The sequence below is a fragment of the Cellulomonas sp. NPDC055163 genome, assembly GCF_053607065.1.
Window position 1 is genome coordinate 523745 of sequence record NZ_JBSGSU010000002.1, and the last position, 19451, is coordinate 543195.

Below are 19451 nucleotides of genomic sequence, written 5' to 3' on the forward strand. Positions count from 1 at the left end.
GCACGGGAGCCGCCCCGCGCAGCCCGGCGCCGACACCCACGTCAACGGGTCGCCGCGTGACGGGACGGTCCGTCTCGCCCGCCGTGCGGCGGCCCAGCGTCGCCCGGCGTGCGGCGTGCGTTCTCGTGTGGGGCCCGGTGGACGTGGGTCCTCGTCCGCCGGGGCGAGCGCGTCGGGCGGGGTGCAGGTCGACGGTGGTGCGCATGGTGGTCCTCCTCCTCGGGCGCCCTCGCGGCGCCTGGCGGGGACCACGTTCGCGCTCGCACTCGGCTCGCGGGACGGCTCTTTCCGCCGCTGCCCGTCGAGCGGTGAGCCGAGCGGGCTGGGGGTGCACCGCGACCGTCCGCCTTCCTTCGGCGGCGACGGGCTCGCGCTCGCCTCCCCCGGGGCGACGCGCGCTCGGCACACGCGGTGCGGTGCGCCCTCATCCGAGGCGCCACCGACGCGCCACCGCCGCAGGGCCTACCGGCCCACGCCCGCCACCCACGACCCGCCCGACCCACGCCCACCTCACGCGACCGGCCCGACGCGTGCTCGCCACAGCCCCTCGCCCGACCCGCGCGACGCGACGCGACGCGCGTCGGACGTCGGACGTCGGACGTCGGGACGTCGGACGTCGGGACGGTCCGCTCCCCGGGCCGGGCACAGCGACGCCCGGTCCACCCCCTGGACCGGGCGTCGCCTTCACGGGCGTGCTCACGGGTCAGGACCCGGTGCACCGCCCAGCTTCGTGGTGGCCGGTCGGGCCGGGGGCCGCGCCGACATCGGGTCTCGCACGGGAGGTCGATGCGAGGTGAAGCAGGTGCTGCGTCCGGGTGGGGCCGGCGCCGAGCGGGGGCGTGCTCGCGGCGAGCTGGGTTCCCACCGGGTCACCTCCCTCGCGTGGTCGCGACGTTGCGACAGCGGCAGGTTATGCAAAAGCCCCGTCTCCGGCAACGTCTGGCTCCTGCGCGACCGGCAGACGCCTCACCCCAGGAGACCACCGGCGAGAGAGACGACGACCGGGACCAGGCCGAGCAGGACGAAGGACGGCAGGAGGCACAGCCCGAGCGGCAGCACGAGGCGCACTCCGAGCCGGCCGGCGGCCTCACGCGCGCTGCGCCGCCGGTCGCGGTTCACCTCGTCCGCCGCTGCACGCAGCCGGGGCCCCGGAGCCGCACCCGACGACCACGAGTCGGCGAGGCACTCCGCGACGGGTGCCAACCGGCCCGGCACGGCGGACCACGCCGCGGACCAGCCTGCACCGAGGACGAGGGCACGTGCGGCCGCCGTCAGCGCCGCTCCGTCGTCGCCTCCCACCGCGTCCCCGACGGCGTGGACGGCGCGCGGGAGCGCCGCCCCGGACGCCACCGCCACCTCGAGCAGGTCCAGGACGAGCACGACGTCGACACCACCCGCGTCGTCCAGCACCGCGCCGTCCAGCACCGCGTCGTCCAGCACCGCGTCGCCGAGCGATGCGTCGGGCGCGCCGCCCCGTAGGCTCCCCGCGGCCCGACGGCACCGCCGGCCGACCCCCGCGAGCCGCGCCGAACGCCCGGTGCTCCACGGCACCCGTGCGAGCCCGACGAGCAGCGCGACCACGAGCGCCACCGCCACCCCGCTCACCGGTCACCCGGTGCCTGGGCCGCGACGACGAGCCGTCGCGTCCACACGTGCCCGGCTCCGAGCAGCACCGCCCCGACGAGGGCGGACGCCGCGCCGAGCCCACCGTCGAGGAGCACGCCGAGCGGGTCCGCACCGAGGGCCGTCCCGAGCACGACGCCGAGGACGGGCAGCCACCGCAGCACGGTCGCGGTGGATCTCGGACCGGCCAGTGCGGCGCGGCGGTCGGCGTCGAGCTCCTCGTCGCTCTCGAGCGTCCGGGCGACCCGGTCGAGCACCGGCCCGAGCGGTGTGCCGAGCTCGGCGGCGAGCCGGCCCGCGGCCACGACAGCCCGCGCGCGTCGCAGGTGCTGCTCGCGCGGGCCGCGCGACGGCCACCGGGTCGGCCCGCGTCCGGGGACCAGGTCCGCCAGCGCCGGCACACCGTGCGGCCCGACGACGATCCCGGCGACCGTGAGCCAGGCGCGCGCCGGCGAGCTGCCCGTGCGCAGCGCCGACGCGACGCCGGTCACAGCGGCGGCGAGCTCCCCCGCCGCCATCAGACCCGGGCGTGACCCCCCACCGCCCGTCCGGCCCACGTCGGCGCCGCGGCGCCCGGGCCTCGGCCGACGCCCTGCCGGCTCGCCGAGCGGTGCCGGCGCCCGCCCGCGTGGACCTGCGGCAGCCAGGGCGGCCAGCGCGACCAGGACCCCGGCCCAGACGCTCACGAGGCCCCGAGCCCGAGCCGCTCGGCGAGCGCGGGCCACCCGGGTCCCCGCACCGCGACGCCGCCGGTGACGTCGACCGCGACGTCGACCCGCAGCTCGCCGTCGCCGTCCCGCCGCACGACGCCGATCTGGGCGAGGTGGCGCAGCGCGCCCGTGCGGCGCACGTGCAGCACGGCGTCGAGCGCGCTCGCGGCCTGCGCGGCGACGGACGCCCGCGACATCCCCGCGAGCGACGCGAGCGCCTCGAGCCGCGCCGGCACGTCCGACGCCGTGTTGGCGTGCACGGTCGCGCAGCCGCCGTCGTGCCCGGTGTTGAGCGCGGTCAGCACCTCGCGGACCTCGGCACCGCGGCACTCACCGAGCACGATCCGGTCGGGCCGCATCCGCAGTGCCTGCCGGACGAGGTCGGCGAGGTCGACGCCGCCCGCGCCGTCGACGTTGGCGTGCCGCGCGAGGAGGTGCACCACGTGCGGGTGCGCCGGCGCGAGCTCGCCGGACTCCTCGATGCACACGATCCGCTCGTGCGCGGGGACGAGCGAGAGCAGCGCCGCGAGGAGCGTCGTCTTGCCGGTGCCCGTCGACCCGGACACGAGGAAGCTCGCGCGCGCGTCGACGAGCGCGCGCAGGACCGGCGCGAGCGCCGGGGCGACGCTCCCGGACGCGACGAGCTCGGGCAACGTGAAGGCGCGCCGCCGCAGGACCCGCAGCGACAGCAGCGTGCACCCCCCGGCGACGGGCGGCAGGACGGCGTGCAGCCGGGTGCCGTCGGGCAGGCGCGCGTCGACCGTCGGGCTGGCGTCGTCGAGGCGCTGGCCGCCGACGGCCGCGAGCCGGACCGCGAGCTCCCGCACCGCCTGGGTGCTCCCGAGGTCGACCGGGGTGCGTTCGAGCCGCCCGCTCCGCTCCACCCACACCTCGTCGGGCGCGTTGACGAGGACGTCGGTGACGTCCGGGTCGTCGAGGTGCTGCTGGAGCGGGCCGGCGCCGAGCAGCTCGGCCCGCACCGCGCGCTCGAGGTCCACGAGCGCGCGGCTGCCGAGCAGCGTGCCCGACGCGCGCAGCGCCGCCGCGATCTCACCCGGGTCAGGGGCGGCGCCGCGCCGCGCGAGCCGGTCCCGCACGTCCTCGAGCAGCGCACGGTCGACGGGCGGCAGCGGCTCACCTCGGCGTCGTGACCCGACGATCTCACCGGAGGTCCGCGCCCGCGCGCCGTCGACGGGCTCCCAGCTCCGCCCCCCGAGCACGTCCCCGTCGGCGTCGGGTCGCCGTCCCGCACGCCCCGCCTCCGCAGGCCGAGCGGGGAGGCCCGCGTCGAGCGACCGTCGCGGCCCCGCGACGTCGGGGTGCGGCCTCACAGGTCCTCCGCCAGCCGGGCGACGGCGCGCAGCAGCGGCCCGCGCCGCAGTGCCGGGCTCGCCGGTCCACCGCCCCGCTCGCACGCCGCCGCGACGGCCCGGTCGGCGGCCATCGAGACGCCGAGCGGCAGGTCGACCACGTGGGCGAGCTCGAGCGCGCTGAGGCCACCGGGAGCCGGGCCGCGGACGACGAGCCGGACGTCCTCGACCGTCTCCACGAGCGCAGGACGCAGGGCGAGCGCGCCCGCGACGGCACGCAGGTCGCGGGGGACGACCACGAGCACGAGCCCGCACAGCGCGAGCACGCCGGACCGCTCGGTCACGTCCGCCCGGTCGAGGTCGACGACGACGTGGTCCACCTGGGACAGGAGGGCGCCGAGCACGTCGCCCACGGCGGCCGGCGGCGGAGGGCCGGGGCGCGCCCGGTCGGCGCTCAGCACGGTGCACCCGCCCCAGCTCGGCAGCAGCGCGACGAGCTCGACGCCGGCGACCTCGCCGCGCGCCCCGGCGAGGTCCGGCCAGCGCAGCCCGTCGGCGCCCTCGAGCCCGACGAGCACGTCCATGCCACCACCGGTGCGCTCGAGGTCGACGAGCGCCGCAGACCCGCGCCGGGCGAGGCGGTGCGCCAGTGCAGCTGCGAACGTCGAGGCACCGGCGCCGCCCCGCGCCCCGACGACGCCCACGACGGTGCTGTCCGGGCGTGCCCGCCGCACCGCTCCGCGCGTGACCGCACGGGGGCCGGGTCCGGCGGGCGCTGCGAGGGCTGCCTCGACGTCCCCCGGGCGCGGCCAGCCCTCCGTTCCGCGCCGACCGGCGAGGTCCGGTCTCACGTCGAGCACCTCCGAGCTGCGAGCGAACACGCCGGCCTCCTCCCTCGGCGGCGGGTCCGGCCGACCCGCTCGCGAGCGCCGATGGTGCACGCGCTCCGGGCCGACGAGCGGCGCGCGATCCGGGCCTGCGGGCGTCGCGAGCCGTAGGGCGGGGCTGGGGGTGGTCGGCGACGGGAGCCGGCTCGGCTCGGCTCGCCCGCGGCTCCCAGGCGCCCAGTGGGGCGTCCGTGGCCGGGTCAGCGCGATCGGCGGGAGGGTGGCCCGGTCGGTGCGGGTGCCGACTGGCGAAGGCCCGGCGGCGCGTCGGTGGCTCCCGCTAGGCTCACCGGCGGCGGGCGACGAGAGGCACCTGGTCAGGTCATGGTGGAGAAGGGTTCGGACGACGCGGTCCCGGCGAGCTCCGGCACCGGTGGGCACGACGCGCCCGACGTGGGGCCCACGACGACACCGCCGACGCGACCGTCGGCGGCGCCACCGCCCGCGACAGCACCGCCCACGACCTCCCCGGTGCCTCCCCCGTCCCCGTCTCTGACGACGACCTCCCGGCCGGCAGCAGCGCGCACCGGCCCCCGGCCCGGCGCCGCCGCCTTCTTCGACCTCGACAAGACGATCATCGCGACGTCGTCCGCCACCGCGTTCTCCCGGCCGTTCCTCGCGGGCGGACTGCTGACCCGGCGGGCGGTCGTGCGCACCGCGATCGCGCAGTTCCTCTACCTCGTCGGGGGCGCCGACGCGGTGCAGACGGAGCGGCTGCGGGCCAACCTCGCGCAGACGGTCACGGGGTGGGACGTCGCCCAGGTGTCGTCGATCGTCGAGGAGACGCTGCACGAGTCGATCGACGCCGCGGTCTACGCCGAGGCCGTCGCGCTCATCGAGGAGCACCACGCCGCGGGCCGGGACGTCGTCGTGGTGTCCGCGTCGGGCGCGGAGGTCGTCCGACCGATCGCGGCGGTGCTCGGCGCCGACCACGTGATCGCGACGCGGATGAGCGTCGTCGACGGCCGGTACACCGGGGCGATCGACTTCTACGCCTACGGGGAGAACAAGGCGCTCGCGATCACCCAGCTCGCGGCCGAGCGCGGGTACGACCTCACGGCGAGCTATGCGTACTCCGACTCCATCACCGACGCGCCGATGCTGGAGGTCGTCGGGCACGGGTTCGCCGTCAACCCCGACCGCGCGCTGCGCCGGCTCGCCGCCGAGTCGGGGTGGGGCGTGCTGACGTTCACGCGGCCGGTGGCCCTGCGCGCCCTGGTGACCCCGCCGCGCTCCGTCGTGGCCGGCATCGCTGCCGCCGCCGTCGTGGCGGTGGGGGTGCTCGTGTGGCACCTGGCGCGGCGCGGGCGCACCGAGACCTGAGCCGCCGGTCCTGACGACCGGCACGGGTCACGGCGGGTGATCGAGGCCGTCCGGCGCCCCGCCCCGCCGGTGCCGCACGGGTGCCGCGCCCGTGCGGCCCCGGAACTGGGGTGCTCGCCCCGCCACGGCACGGCACGGCACCGACGCCCGCCCGGCGCGGCACGGCACCGCACGGCACGGCACCGCACCGCACGGCACCGCACCGCACCGCACCGCACCGCACCGCACCGCACCGACGATCGCCCGCCGCGGCACCGACGGTGGTGTCCGGTTCGTCCCGCCGGTCCGCCCCTCGGACCACGCGTCCACGGACTGACCACCGACGCGGCGTCCTGACCTGCCGGGACGCCCCGGAACTTCCCGTCCCCGCCGCGCGGGGGTACGAAGGGAGCACGACAGTCGGACCCGCAGGGAACCCACGCGCGATCGTCCACGCATAGGACACGTCGACCGGGCTGGCCCGTAGCGACGACGCAGTTGCACGCCTGCTATCCCTCCGGTCCGTTGTTCGGCGACGGCGTCCTCACGGGCGCCGTCGTCCATGTCCGGGCTCGCGCGTCCGGGCACCACACGTCCGGGCTCGCGCATCCGGGCGCGACGCGTCCGGGCTCGCGCATCCGGGCCCGGGCTGGCCCGTCCGGGCACCGCGCGTCCGCGTCCGGCGGGTGCGTCCGCCTCGCCGCCCGGCTCAGCCGTCCGTCGACAGCCGTCCCGCGAGCACCGCGTCCGCGACCGAGCGGGCCTCGCGCGCGCCGTCCACCGCGCCGCGCGCGCAGAACGCCACCCAGCCCGCGAGCCCGTCGGGCGTCCCCGTCGCGAAGCCCGCCGCCGCGGAGAGGTACGGGTTGGGTGCGGTCGCCCACGCGTGCTCGGGCACGAGCGAACCGGTCGGGTCGAGCCCGCGCGACGTGAGGACGAGCCGCGACAGCGCACGGGCGACGAGCCCGTTCCCCGCGACGAACGGCCGCAGCGCGAGCACCTCACCGTGCACGACGGCCGCGACCACGACGGCGGGCACGCGGGTCTCGCGCAGCACCCGGCCGAGCAGGTCGAGCCGGCCGGCGACGTCCGCGCCCGACGGCGCCGCGCCGAGCCCGCGGAGGTCGAGCGCCGGCTGGTCGGTGCGCAGCCGGCCGAGGTCGCCGTCCGCGACCCAGCCGCGACCGGCCGCGGCGTGCAGCCGCGCGGCGAGCTGGGCGAACGGCGGGAGCGTGGCGGCACCGCGCGCACCGAGCTCGGGCATCAGGCGCTCGACCTCGGCCGTGACCCGCAGCGCCCCGGTCGCGACGGCGACGTCGGGGGCGGGCCTGTCCACCGGCGCACCGCCGGGACGCTCGCGCCCGGGCTGCGCTGCTCCGCCGCGGCGGGCGGTCCCGAACGGCGAGGCTCCGCCGGCGACATCCACGAGCGGCACAGCCCCGCCGGAAACGGTCGCGAGCGGCACAGCCCCGCCGGCAGCGGTCCCGAACGCCGAGGCTCCGCCCGGGGCGACGTCGGGGGCCACGTCGGGCTGCCCCGCTCCGCCACGCGCAGCACCGGGGTCGCCGTCCGCCCCGACCGCGAGCGCCCGTACGACGTCGAGCGGCACCCGGGCACCGTCGAGGGCCGCGCTGCCGCGAGCCGAACGGAGACCTGCCTCCGCCCGCACCTCGCGCCAGCGCCGCCGGTACGCCTCGTGCCACCGCAGCTCCTCGCAGGCCCGGCGCGCGGCGTCGACCGCCTCCGCGACCCCGGGCAGGGCCGCGAGGCCGGCGAGGGGGTCGTCGGCGGAGCTCCTCGGGGCGGCCTGCGGGTGCACGGGCGTCACCCTACGGCGCGTCGTCGGGCGGCTCACGGAGCAGTGCCCGGGCCTGCCGGGCCGCCGACCGACGGTGAGGCCCCGGAGCGGACACAATGGCCGCATGGTCTCAGCGCCGAGCGTGTCGTCGTCCATCACCGCCCGCCTCGAGGTCCTGGCCCGCCCGACGGCGGTCAGCGAGCTCACGACGGCGATCGAGCGCGAGGGCGGCATCGTGACCGCGCTCGACGTCACGGCGTCGGGCCACGAGCACATGACGGTCGACGTCACGTGCGCGACGCGCGGCGAGGAGCACGCGGGCGACATCGTCGAGGCGTTGCGCGGGCTGCCGGGCGTGGTCGTCGACCGGGTCAGTGACCGCACGTTCCTCATGCACCTCGGCGGCAAGCTGTCGATCGAGTCGAAGGTGCCGCTGCGCAACCGCGACGACCTGTCGATGGTCTACACCCCGGGTGTCGCGCGCGTCTGCCAGGCGATCGCCGCGCACCCTGAGGACGCCCGGCGGCTGACGATCAAGCGCAACACCATCGCGGTCGTCACGGACGGCACCGCGGTGCTCGGTCTCGGGGACCTCGGGCCGCTCGCCGCGCTCCCGGTGATGGAGGGCAAGGCGGTGCTCTTCAAGCGGTTCGCGGACATCGACGCGTTCCCGATCGCGCTCGACACCACGGACGTCGACGAGATCGTGGACACGGTCTGCGCGATCGCCCCGGTGTTCGCGGGCATCAACCTCGAGGACATCTCGGCGCCGCGCTGCTTCGAGGTCGAGCGGCGGCTGCGTGAGCGCCTCGACATCCCGGTGTTCCACGACGACCAGCACGGCACCGCGATCGTCGTCGTCGCGGCGCTGACGAACGCGCTCAAGGTCGTCGGCAAGCAGCTCCCGGACGTGCGGATCGTCCTCTCGGGCGCGGGGGCGGCGGGCACGGCCGTGCTCAAGCTGCTGCTCGCGGCGGGGGCGCGCGACGTCGTGGTCGCGGACATCGACGGGGTGGTCCACGCCGGGCGCCCGGGCCTCGCACCGCAGCTCGTCTGGACGGCCGAGCACACGAACCCGCGCGGGGTGACGGGGACGCTCCGGGCGTCGCTCGCGGGGGCCGACGTGTTCATCGGTGTCTCCGCACCCGACGTGGTCTCGGGGGAGGACGTCGCGACGATGGCGCCGGACTCGATCGTCTTCGCGCTCGCGAACCCGCGTCCCGAGGTGGACCCGGACGACGCCGCGCAGCACGCTGCGGTCGTCGGGACGGGGCGCAGCGACTTCGCGAACCAGATCAACAACGTGCTCGCGTTCCCGGGGGTGTTCCGCGGGCTGCTCGACGCGCGCTCGCACAAGGTCACGGAGAGCATGCTGCTGGCTGCGGCGACGGCGCTCGCGTCGGTCGTCACCGACGACGAGCTCAACCCGACGTACATCGTGCCGAGCGTCTTCAACCCGGAGGTCACGACGGTCGTGGCGGCTGCGGTCGAGCACGCGGCACGCACGGCGGAGGGTGCGCGCACCCACGGCTGAGACCCGCGGTGCCGTGGCCGGTGTCGCGGCTGCGCGGTCCGAGCCGGCGTCGGGGGAGCCGCCTCGTGCGCGCCCGCGTCAGCGCCGGAGCGACGCCTCGACGCGGTCCTGTCGGCGATCGTGCCACGCGAGCGCCTGTGCCCGGAGGGTGCGGACCTCAGCCCCAGGCGCGGCCGTACTGCGGCGGGGTGAGCGCCGCGGCGTCGACCCCGAGCTCGTGCGCCGCCCGCAGAGGCCACGACGCGTCGCGCAGCGCCACCCGCCCGAGCAGCACGGCGTCGGCCGCGCCGTCGACGAGGACCTGCTCGGCCTGGTGGGCGGTCGTGATGAGCCCGACCGCGGCCACGGGCAGGCCGGACGTCTCGCGCACGGCCCGCGCCGCGGGGACCTGGTAGCCGGGCCCCACCGGGATCGACGCCGGCACGTTGCCGCCGGTCGAGACGTCGACGAGGTCGACGCCGTGCCCCACGAGCTCCTTGGCGACGAGCCCGACCTCCTCGACCGTGAGGCCGCCCTCGGCCCAGTCCGTCGCGGAGAACCGCACGAGCAGCGGCTTCTCGTCGGGCCAGACGGCGCGGACCGCGTCGGTCGTCTCGACGAGGAGGCGGGCCCGGTTCTCGAGGGTGCCGCCGTACTCGTCGGTGCGGGTGTTCGACAGCGGCGAGAGGAACTCGTGCAGCAGGTAGCCGTGGGCGGCGTGCAGCTCGACGACGTCGAACCCGGCGGCGAGCGCCCGGCGCGCCGCGGCGGCGAACTGCCCGGGCACCGCCTCGAGCGCGGCGTCGGTCAGCTCGGCGGGGGCCTCGAGCCCCGGGTAGGCGAGCGCGGACGGCCCGACGCTCGTCCAGCCGCCCTCGGACGCCGGCACGGTGCCCCGGCCCGCGGCGAACGGCGAGTACGTCGACGCCTTGCGCCCGGCGTGCGCGAGCTGGACCCCGGAGTACGAGCCGCGGGCCCGCACGAAGTCGGTGATCCGCGACCACGCGGCCACCTGCGCGTCGTTCCACAGCCCGGTGTCCTGCGGGCTGATCCGCCCCTCGGGGACGACCGCGGTCGCCTCGGCGACCACGAGGCCGAAGCCGCCGGCCGCCCGCGCGCCCAGGTGCACCAGGTGCCAGTCGTCCGGCAGCCCGTCGGTCGCGGAGTACTGGCACATCGGCGCGAGCCACGCGCGGTTCGGGAACGTGGTGCCGCGCAGGGTCAGCGGCTCGAAGAGGAGGGTCACGGCGGGACCAACGCCGCGAGGTCCGGCGCGATTCCCGAGCCCGGGCTTTCGTCCCAGGGGCGGCGTCCCGCGGCGCGGCACGCTGGGCGCATGCTCACGATCGCCGAGGCGACGGACCACCACGCGCACGTCGCGGTCGCCAAGACCGCGCTCGCGCGCCGCCCGCTGACCTTCCTCGTCCAGACCATGCTCGCCGGCGCGTACATCGGCATCGGGGTGGTGATCCTGACGACCGCGGGCGGGCCGCTCGCCGTCGCCGGGTCGCCGTGGGCGCCGCTCGTGCAGGGCCTCGTCTTCGGGGTGGCGCTGGCGGTCGTCGTGGTCGCCGGGGGCGAGCTCGCGACGTCCGCGATGATGATCCTGACCCAGGGTGCGATGCGCGGCACGGTCTCGTGGGGCCGTGCGGGGGCGACGCTGCTCGCGTGCCTGGCCGGCAACCTGCTGGGCGCGATGGTGTTCGCGACCGTCGTGCACCTGTCGGGCGCGCTCGGGCCGTCGACGGCGGCGGGCCAGACGATCGCCCGGATGATCGAGCACAAGGCCGCGGAGACCGGCACGCAGCTGTTCTTCCGCGGCGTGCTGTGCAACCTCATGGTGTGCCTCGCGGTGTGGTGCGCGGCCCGGCTGCGCAGCGAGGGCGCACGCCTCGTGATGGTCTTCGCGTGCGTCGCGGTGTTCATCACGTCGGGCTTCGAGCACGTGGTCGCGAACATGACGACCTTCTCGTTCGGCCTGATCGGCGGGCTCCCGGGCGCCACGTGGCTCGAGCTCGGGCGCAACGTCGCCCTCGTCGGGCTCGGCAACCTCGTGGGCGGCGGCCTGCTGGTCGGCGCGGCGTACGCGTCGAGCGCGCGGCCGGCCCCGCGCCCTCCGGCCCCGTCGCTCGTCGCTGCGGCGCCCGCACCGGCTCCCCCGGCGGCGCCGGCGGGCGTCGGGCCCGCCGGTGCCGACGCCGTCCCGACCCCCGGCGCCAGGACGCCCGGCGTCCCGGGCGGCGGCCGCGCGTGCACCGCACCCGGTGCGGCGACGCGCGAGGTGCAGGAGCCCGCCCTACCGTGAGATCGGACGGTGCCGCTCGACGGCGCCGCTGACGCACGAAGGAGCGGCGATGAGCACCTCCGACCCCGGCCCCGGGAGCACGCCCGCGGGGGGCACGCCCCTCGGGACCTCCTCCCCCGGCTCCCCCGGTTCCGCCTCCCCCGGTTCCGCGTCCTCCGGGACGACCGGGCCCGCTCCGGCGGGCCGCGCCACCGACGAGCGCGAGGACCTCTTCCCCGGTCCGCACGCGCCGCGCCGCACCGGGCCCGCGGGCCACCTGCTCGGCACGCTCGTCGGCCTCGTGCTCGTGCCGGCCGCGCTCGCGGTCGCGCTCGTCGGCGAGTCCCGCATCCTCGTCGCGCAGACCGACGGCTGGGACGCCTCGACCGACGTCGTCGGCATCGTGCTGGTGACGCTCGGGGTGCTGCTGCTCGCCGCGACCGTCTACCTCGGGGTGTGGTCCCCGACCGTGCCGATCGCGGGCGGGCTCGTGACCGCCGTCGCCGGCGGGGTGTTCCTGTACGCGCCGGCCCTCGCGCGGGACACGGTCCTGACGGTGCTCGACGGCACGAGCTGGCGGACGACGGGCGGCAACGCGACGGTCGCGGCCACGTCCGGCACCGTCCTGCTGGCCGGGGCGCTCGTGCTCGTCGCCGGGCTGACGGCGTGGCAGTCGCGGCGGCGCGGGAAGGCGGTCGGCGACTGGCGCGCGCGTCACGGGGCGCACGCGGCGGAGGCCGACCGGGCGGCGGCCCAGGCGTCCTGAGCCTCGACGACCAGCCGTCCCGCCAGCCGCGGGCGCGAGGTCGGGCACGTGCGCGCGGCCACGCGACAGGGCCACGCGAGGGACTGAGGTCCTACTAGAGTGCGACGGACGGGACGCCTCGTCCCCTTTCGCACCATCGTCGCTGCGCAGGAGGTACACCGTGGCTCAGGCCGCCGAACCCACGCACCCCGAGTCCTCGGACATCGAGAACCTCCTCACGGAGGACCGCCGGTTCCCGCCGGAGCCCGAGTTCGCGGCCCAGGCCAACATCCACCCCGAGGTGTACCCGTGGGCGGCCGCCGACCGCCTGGGGTTCTGGGCCGACCAGGCCCGCGAGCTCATCAGCTGGTCGACACCGTTCTCCGAGGTCCTCGACTGGTCCGGCGCCCCCGTCGCGCGCTGGTTCGGCGACGGACGGCTCAACGCCGCGTACAACGCGGTCGACCGGCACGTCGAGGCCGGCAACGGCGACCGTGTCGCGCTGCACTTCGAGGGCGAGCCCGGTGACGCCCGCTCGATCACGTACGCCGACCTGCAGCGTGAGGTCTCGCGCGCCGCGAACGCGCTCACGGAGCTGGGCGTCGGCACCGGCGACCGGGTCGCGATCTACATGCCGCTGATCCCCGAGGCCGTCGTCGCGATGCTCGCGTGCGCCCGGATCGGTGCCCCGCACTCCGTCGTGTTCGGCGGCTTCTCCGCGGAGGCCCTGCACTCGCGCATCCTCGACGCCGAGGCGAAGCTCGTCATCACGGCCGACGGCGGCTACCGGCGCGGGTCCGCGAGCGCGCTCAAGCCCGCGGTCGACGAGGCCCTCGACAAGGGCGCCCCCTCGATCGAGCACGTCCTCGTGGTGCGGCGCACCGGGCAGGACGTCGCCTGGACCGAGGGCCGCGACGTCTGGTGGCACGACGCCGTCGACTCCGCGAGCGACACGCACGAGCCGGTCGAGGTCGAGGCCGAGCACCCGCTGTTCATCCTCTACACGTCGGGCACCACCGGGAAGCCCAAGGGCATCTTCCACACGACCGGCGGGTACCTGACGCAGACGGCGTTCACGCACCGCGCCGTCTTCGACCTCAAGCCCGAGACCGACGTGTACTGGTGCACCGCCGACATCGGCTGGGTCACGGGCCACTCGTACGTCGTGTACGGCCCGCTGGTGAACGGGGCGACGCAGGTCATCTACGAGGGCACCCCGGACACCCCGGACAAGGGCCGCTGGTGGAGCATCGTCGAGAAGTACAAGGTCTCGATCCTCTACACCGCCCCGACCGCGATCCGCACGTGCATGAAGTGGGGCGAGGAGATCCCGGCGGCGCACGACCTGTCGTCGCTGCGCCTGCTCGGCTCGGTCGGTGAGTCGATCAACCCGGCGGCGTGGACCTGGTACCGGCGGGTCATCGGCGGCGACAAGGCCCCGATCGTCGACACGTGGTGGCAGACGGAGACCGGCGCGATCATGATCTCGCCGCTCCCGGGCGTGACGACCGCGAAGCCCGGCTCCGCGCAGGTCCCGCTCCCGGGCATCGCGGCGGACGTGCTGGACGACGACGCGCAGCCGGTGCCGAACGGCGCGGGCGGCTACCTCGTGCTGACGGAGCCGTGGCCGTCGATGCTGCGTGGCATCTGGGGCGACGAGGAGCGGTTCCGCGACACGTACTGGTCGCGGTTCCCGGGCAAGTACTTCGCCGGCGACGGCGCGAAGAAGGACGAGGACGGCGACATCTGGCTGCTGGGCCGCGTCGACGACGTCATGAACGTCTCGGGCCACCGGCTCTCGACCACCGAGATCGAGTCGGCGCTGGTCTCGCACCCGATCGTCGCCGAGGCGGCCGTGGTGGGCGCGAACGACGAGACGACGGGCCAGGCGGTCGTCGCGTTCGTGATCCTGCGGACCGAGGAGGGGGACGCGGCGAAGGCGTCGGGGATGGACGTGCAGGCCGAGCTGCGCGCGCACGTCGCGAAGGAGATCGGCCCGATCGCGAAGCCGCGCACGATCCTCGTCGTGCAGGAGCTGCCGAAGACGCGCTCGGGGAAGATCATGCGGCGCCTGCTGCGCGACGTCGCGGAGCACCGGGCGGTCGGGGACGCGACGACGCTCGCGGACTCCTCGGTCATGGACCTCATCACGGCGGGGCTCAACACCCCGTCGGCGTCGAGCGCGGACTGAGCCGGCGCGCGGACCGGGTCGGGTGGCGCACCCGGGCCCGGCGCGCGCCGCACCGCACCGCACGCGACGGAACCCCGTCGTCCACCCGGACGGCGGGGTTCCGTCGCGTCCGGGAGCGGTCGCGGACGGGTGCGCGGGGAACCCGTGTCCGGCGGGACGAACGGGTCCCGTCGGTGGGGCCTCGCACGGGCTCTGTCCACCGTTGTCAGGGGGTGTGTCTCAGGACCGCCGGGATCCGGGCGCCTAAACGCTTCGTGCGTCGAGGGTGCCGACGACCGGGTGATAGGCAGACCCCCGACGCACCCCCAGGTGCGCGGCACGACGGACTGTCCCCGTCAGCAACGACGCAGAGCCGCCATCGAGGCTGACGCGCCGTCGTGCCCACGAACATGGCGCTGGGAACGAGGAAGTACATGAGGAATCGACTCTGGGTCGCGGGCGCGCTCGCCGCCGCGCTGATCCTCCCCGTCGGTGCCGCGACGTCGGCGAACGCCGCCGACCCCGTCGGGTTGCACGTCGCGAACGGCCGGCTCGTCGAGCGGAACGGCACGCCGTTCGTCTTCCGTGGCGTCAACCACGCCCACACCTGGTACGCGACGCAGACGCAGTCGTTCGCGGACATGGCGAGCCTCGGCGCGAACTCCGTCCGGACCGTCCTGTCCAACGGCGACCGCTGGACCAGGAACGACGTCGCGGACGTCAAGAACGTCATCTCGCTCGCCAAGGCGAACAAGATGATCTCGATCCTCGAGGTCCACGACACGACCGGCTACGGCGAGCAGTCCGGCGCCACGACGCTCGCGAAGGCCACCGACTACTGGATCTCCGTCAAGGACGCCGTCGCCGGCCAGGAGGACTACGTCCTGGTCAACATCGGCAACGAGCCGTACGGCAACAACGCGACGGCCAACGCGAGCTACGTCGCCGACAACCAGGCCGCGATCAAGCGCCTGCGCGCCGCCGGCATCAAGAACACGATCGTCGTCGACGCCCCCAACTGGGGCCAGGACTGGGCCGGCATCATGCGCGACAACGCCGCCGCGATCTTCGCCGCCGACCCCGACGCGAACACCGTCTTCTCGGTGCACATGTACGGCGTGTACGCGCAGGCCTCGACGATCACGGCCTACCTGGACGCGTTCAAGGCCAAGAACCTCCCGCTCATCGTCGGCGAGTTCGGGTTCGACCACTCCGACGGCAACCCCGACGAGGACACGATCCTCGCGGAGTCGCAGGCGCGCGGCATCGGCTGGCTCGGCTGGTCGTGGAGCGGCAACGGCGGCGGCGTCGAGTACCTGGACCTCGTCACGAACTTCAACAAGAACGCGCTCTCCGCGTGGGGGACACGCCTGTTCACCGGCGCCAACGGCATCAAGGCGACGGCGCGGACGGCCACGGTCTTCGGTGGACCGACCCCGACCCCCACGCCGACCCCGACCGTCACCGTGACGCCGACGCCCACGCCCACGGTCACCCCCACGCCGACCCCCACGGCCACGCCGACGCCGACCGCCACGCAGGGCACGGGCGCGTGCTCCGCGACGCTCTCGGTCGGGAACAGCTGGGGCGGCGGCTACCAGGCCTCCGTCACCGTCACGGCCGGCTCGACGATGATCGGCAGCTGGACGACGTCGTTCCAGCTCCCGTCCGGCAGCACCGTCTCGCAGCTCTGGAGCGGCACGCACTCGGCCTCGGGCGCGACGAACACGGTGCGGAACGCGGCGTGGAACGGCCTGCTCGGCGCGGGCGCGACCACGACGTACGGCTTCATCGGCGCGGGCACGGCCCCGACCGGCACCGTGCCGGTCGCGTGCACGGCGGGCTGACCCGCTCCGCCTGACCCGCTGCACCGCTCACCGGCGGCCCGGTCCCGACCTCTCGGGACCGGGCCGTCGGCGTGCGTGCGCGGCGTGCGGGACGTCAGACCCCGAGCGCGCGCCGCAGGTTCCGCACCGCCTCGCGCCCGGCCCGGTTCGCGCCGATGGTCGACGCGCTCGGCCCGTACCCGACGAGCTGGAGCCGCGGGTCGGCGGCGACCTGCGTGCCCTCCATCACGATGCCGCCGCCGGGCCCGCGCAGGCGCAGCGGCGCGAGGTGGTCGAGCGCGGAGCGGAACCCCGTGGCCCACACGACCGTGTCGGCGCGCACGTACACCGGGACGTCGTCGGACACCGACCCGACCTCCCAGCGCGCACCCCGCGGCACCAGCCGGGAGAACATCGGGCGGCGCACGAGCACGCCCGACGCGATGCCCGCGCGGTACTCGTCGGTCAGCGGGAGCCCGGTCACGCTCACGACGCTCTCGGGCGGCAGGCCCGCCGCGGTGCGCTCGGCGACGCGCGCGACCGCCTCGCGCCCCAGCTCGGGGGTCAGCGCGGCGTCGTCGATCCAGCGGGGCTCGCGCCGCGTGACCCACGTCGTGCGCTCCGCGACGTCCGCGAGCGCGAGCAGCAGCTGCACCGCGGACGTCCCGCCGCCGACGACGATCACGCGCTCGCCCGCGAGGTCCGCGACGTCGTGCACGTCGCGCGAGTGCAGCTGGCGGCCGCGGAACGTCGCGCGGCCCGGGTAGGCCGGCCAGAACGGCTTGTTCCAGGTCCCGGTCGCGTTGACGACCGCCCGCGTGCGCCAGGTCCGCGCCCGCGGTCCCGGGTCGACGCGTCTCCGCGGCCCGTCGTCGACCGTCGCGTCCGCGGCTCCGAGGTCGACCCCGGCGTCCGCGGCCCCGGCGGCGACGCCCGACGGCTCGACCGTCTCGACCGTGAGCAGCCGGTCCGGTCCCCCGACGTCCCGCACCGCACGCACCTGCACCGGGCGCCGCACGTGCAGGCCGTGCTCGGCCTCGTACGCCGCGAAGTACGCGCTGATGACGTCGCGCGCGAGCGCCTCGGGGCCGGCGTCGGGGAGCACCGAGCCGGGCAGCTCGTGGACCCCGTGGACGTGCGCCATGGTCAGCCCGGCCGCACGGTGCTGCCACGCCCCGCCCGCCGCCGCGTCGGCGTCGAGCACGACGAACGTCCCGCGTGCGCCGGACCGCGTGCGCTGCGCCTCGGCGTGCGGGACGAAGCCGACGCGCCGGAGGTGGAAGGCCGCGGACAGCCCGGCCTGCCCCGCGCCGATGACCACGACGTCGACGTCCGGCGGGAGCGGCGTCGGCGGGGTGGCATCGCGGAGGGACGGCGCGCCGCTCACGACGGCTCCCTCAGCCCGTCGAGCCACGCCCGCACGGCACGCCGCCCGGACAGCCGGACCACCGGCACCGTCCCCTCGGCCTCGAGCGCCCGGTACTGCTCCCGCGTGCGCGCGTAGTGCGTCCAGGTCCAGAGCACGATGTTGTGCTCGGGGTCGCGCGCGACCAGCCCCGACCAGAGCTCGCGGTTGCCGTTGCAGAGCTCGCGCCGCGTGACGGCCCGCACCAGCGTGCGGCGCACGACCTGCGCCATGACGAGCCACCGGGGGTGGTCGAGCCACACCACGAGCTCGACGTCGTCGAGCAGCGACCCGACGCGCGTCGTCCAGTTGCCGCACGCGACCCAGCCGTCGGGAGCCTGCGCGAGCCGCTCCCGCAGCTCACGGGAGCCGTCGTCGAGCTCGCGCAGCCGCCAGCCCGGGAGCCAGAAGACGTCGTCGAGCTCGAGGTGCGGGACGCCGAGCCGCCGGGCGGCCTCGTGCGCCGTCGTCGTCTTGCCCGCGCCGCTGATCCCGACGACCCGCACGCGGCGGGGCAGGGTCGTCGGGGGCACTGCCCCATTCTCCCACCGGGACCCGGACCGGCCCGGGGAGACCTCGCGGGGGCGGTGTGCGGATCGCGCGCCCGGCGGGTCGGTCCGTGCGCGTCCCTGCCCGGCACCGTCGCGGCCTCCTGCGACCTGCGGGGGTGAGTACCGGTCGCCGTCGCGGGGTGCCAGGCTGGGCGCCGTGCACCTGCGACCGACCTACCCGATCGCCACCCACCGCCTGCTGCTGCGCCCGCTGACCGAGGCGGACCTCGACGCGCTGCTCACGTACCGCGGCGACCCGGAGGTGTGCCGGTACCTGCCGTTCGAGCCGATGACCCTCGAGGTGCTGCGCGCGCGGCTCGCGGCCGACTGGGCGCGCCACGAGCTCACGGACGCCGGTCAGGCGCTCACGCTCGGCGTCGAGGAGCGCGGCACGGGGCGGCTCGTCGGCGACGTCGTGCTGTTCTTCCACAGCGTCGTGCACGCCGCCGGGGAGATCGGCTACGTGCTGCACCCCGACGTGCGGGGCCGCGGGTACGCGAACGAGGCGGCGGCGGCGCTGCTCGGTCTGGGGTTCGACGGGCTCGGGCTGCACCGGGTCGTGGCCCGGCTCGACGCCCGCAACGGCGCGTCCGCGCGGCTCGCGGCGCGGCTCGGGCTGCGGCACGAGGCGCACTTCGTCCGCAACGAGATGTTCAAGGGCGAGTGGTCGGACGAGCTGGTGTTCGCGATGCTCGCGGACGAGTGGGCGGGGTCGCCGGCGGCGGCGCGGGCGGCGGCGACGTGAGCGCGCTCCTCGACGACGCCCGGCGTGTGGTCGCGGACCTCGCCGGCGCCGAGCCGGGGCCCGCCGCCGCCGTGCGGGCGGGCGTGCTGGCGCACCTGGACGTGCACGGTGACGCCGCGCTCGGGCGGGACGTCCCGGAGCACGTGACGGCGAGCGCGCTCGTGCTCGACCCGTCGCTGACGCGGGCGCTGCTGTGCTTCCACCGCAAGGGGCGGTTCTGGGTCCAGCCCGGCGGCCACCTCGACCCGGGCGACACCGACCTCCTCGCGGCCGCGTTGCGCGAGCTGCGCGAGGAGACCGGCGTCGACGCTGCCGAGGTCCCGACGACCCGGGCCGCGGACCTCGACCGGCACGCGCTCGGCGACGGCTTCGGCCGGTGCGCGTGGCACCTCGACGTCGGGTTCGTCGTCCTCGCGGACCCGGCGGGGGCGGTCGCGGTGAGCGACGAGAGCACCGACGTCGCCTGGTGGCCGCTCGACGCCCTGCCCGACGAGGTGCCGCCCGGTCTGGGCGACCGGCTCGCGCGGGCGGCCCGGGTCGCGCGTGCTGCGGTGCTCGCCGCGTCGTAGGCGGCGCCGCGCT

The 19451-nt window shown here is 76.6% G+C and carries 16 protein-coding genes; 8 read left to right on the forward strand and 8 right to left on the reverse strand.

Translation table 11 applies throughout. From position 1 onward, the window contains the following. Positions 1-966 precede the first annotated feature (966 nt). The 4 genes from ACWFNE_RS06105 to ssd form a co-directional block, all read right to left on the reverse strand. Positions 967-1605, reverse strand: coding sequence for a type II secretion system F family protein (locus ACWFNE_RS06105; RefSeq protein WP_452121533.1), 639 nt, complete (start codon positions 1603-1605; stop codon positions 967-969). Beyond that, positions 1602-2141 (reverse strand): type II secretion system F family protein, encoded by a 540-nt coding sequence (locus ACWFNE_RS06110; RefSeq protein WP_452121534.1) that lies wholly within the window; start codon positions 2139-2141, stop codon positions 1602-1604. Before ACWFNE_RS06110 ends, ACWFNE_RS06105 begins: the two co-directional genes overlap by 4 nt. 164 nt (positions 2142-2305) lie before the next feature. Next, positions 2306-3463 (reverse strand): TadA family conjugal transfer-associated ATPase, encoded by a 1158-nt coding sequence (locus ACWFNE_RS06115; RefSeq protein ID WP_452121576.1) that lies wholly within the window; start codon positions 3461-3463, stop codon positions 2306-2308. A gap of 197 nt (positions 3464-3660) precedes the next feature. Then, positions 3661-4524 carry a septum site-determining protein Ssd gene (ssd, locus tag ACWFNE_RS06120; protein WP_452121535.1) on the reverse strand — a complete coding sequence of 288 codons (864 nt, stop codon included), beginning with the start codon at positions 4522-4524 and terminating at the stop codon, positions 3661-3663. Positions 4525-5001: 477 nt separating this feature from the next. Here ssd and ACWFNE_RS06125 point away from each other — a divergent pair, with 477 nt between their 5' ends. Then, positions 5002-5853, forward strand: coding sequence for an HAD family hydrolase (locus ACWFNE_RS06125; RefSeq protein WP_452121536.1), 852 nt, complete (start codon positions 5002-5004; stop codon positions 5851-5853). Positions 5854-6541: 688 nt separating this feature from the next. Here the strand turns inward: ACWFNE_RS06125 and ACWFNE_RS06130 are convergent. Further along, a complete protein-coding gene (locus tag ACWFNE_RS06130; protein ID WP_452121537.1) occupies positions 6542-7651 on the reverse strand; it encodes a cell filamentation protein Fic in 1110 nt (369 codons plus the stop codon). 103 nt (positions 7652-7754) lie between these two features. Here ACWFNE_RS06130 and ACWFNE_RS06135 point away from each other — a divergent pair, with 103 nt between their 5' ends. After that, a complete protein-coding gene (locus tag ACWFNE_RS06135; RefSeq protein ID WP_452121538.1) occupies positions 7755-9164 on the forward strand; it encodes a malic enzyme-like NAD(P)-binding protein in 1410 nt (469 codons plus the stop codon). Positions 9165-9321: 157 nt separating this feature from the next. On the opposite strand, the gene ACWFNE_RS06140 is transcribed toward ACWFNE_RS06135, so the two are convergent. Continuing rightward, positions 9322-10389: an NADH:flavin oxidoreductase/NADH oxidase gene (locus ACWFNE_RS06140; RefSeq protein ID WP_452121539.1), complete on the reverse strand. Its 1068-nt coding sequence runs from the start codon at positions 10387-10389 to the stop codon at positions 9322-9324. 90 nt (positions 10390-10479) lie between these two features. On the opposite strand from ACWFNE_RS06140, the gene ACWFNE_RS06145 reads away from it, so the two are divergent. The 4 genes from ACWFNE_RS06145 (at position 10480) to ACWFNE_RS06160 (ending at position 16189) form a co-directional block, all read left to right on the forward strand. Beyond that, positions 10480-11448, forward strand: coding sequence for a formate/nitrite transporter family protein (locus tag ACWFNE_RS06145; protein ID WP_452121540.1), 969 nt, complete (start codon positions 10480-10482; stop codon positions 11446-11448). Positions 11449-11497: 49 nt separating this feature from the next. Continuing rightward, a complete protein-coding gene (locus ACWFNE_RS06150; RefSeq protein ID WP_452121541.1) occupies positions 11498-12193 on the forward strand; it encodes a hypothetical protein in 696 nt (231 codons plus the stop codon). Positions 12194-12353: 160 nt separating this feature from the next. After that, positions 12354-14363, forward strand: coding sequence for an acetate--CoA ligase (gene acs, locus ACWFNE_RS06155; RefSeq protein ID WP_452121542.1), 2010 nt, complete (start codon positions 12354-12356; stop codon positions 14361-14363). Positions 14364-14776: 413 nt separating this feature from the next. Continuing rightward, complete coding sequence (locus ACWFNE_RS06160; RefSeq protein ID WP_452121543.1) at positions 14777-16189, forward strand: cellulase family glycosylhydrolase; 1413 nt, start codon at positions 14777-14779, stop codon at positions 16187-16189. Between the two features lie 94 nt (positions 16190-16283). Here ACWFNE_RS06160 and ACWFNE_RS06165 read toward each other — a convergent pair whose 3' ends face one another. Together ACWFNE_RS06165 and ACWFNE_RS06170 are read right to left on the reverse strand one after the other, a co-directional pair. Next, positions 16284-17555 carry an FAD-dependent oxidoreductase gene (locus ACWFNE_RS06165; protein WP_452121544.1) on the reverse strand — a complete coding sequence of 424 codons (1272 nt, stop codon included), beginning with the start codon at positions 17553-17555 and terminating at the stop codon, positions 16284-16286. Continuing rightward, on the reverse strand, positions 17552-18106 hold the full coding sequence (locus tag ACWFNE_RS06170; protein ID WP_452121545.1) for a toxin: 555 nt from the start codon (positions 18104-18106) through the stop codon (positions 17552-17554). The genes ACWFNE_RS06165 and ACWFNE_RS06170 overlap by 4 nt, the downstream gene beginning before the upstream one ends. A gap of 175 nt (positions 18107-18281) precedes the next feature. Here ACWFNE_RS06170 and ACWFNE_RS06175 point away from each other — a divergent pair, with 175 nt between their 5' ends. Continuing rightward, positions 18282-18869 (forward strand): GNAT family N-acetyltransferase, encoded by a 588-nt coding sequence (locus ACWFNE_RS06175; RefSeq protein WP_452121546.1) that lies wholly within the window; start codon positions 18282-18284, stop codon positions 18867-18869. Beyond that, positions 18866-19438, forward strand: coding sequence for an NUDIX hydrolase (locus ACWFNE_RS06180; RefSeq protein ID WP_452121547.1), 573 nt, complete (start codon positions 18866-18868; stop codon positions 19436-19438). Before ACWFNE_RS06175 ends, ACWFNE_RS06180 begins: the two co-directional genes overlap by 4 nt. Positions 19439-19451 lie beyond the last annotated feature (13 nt).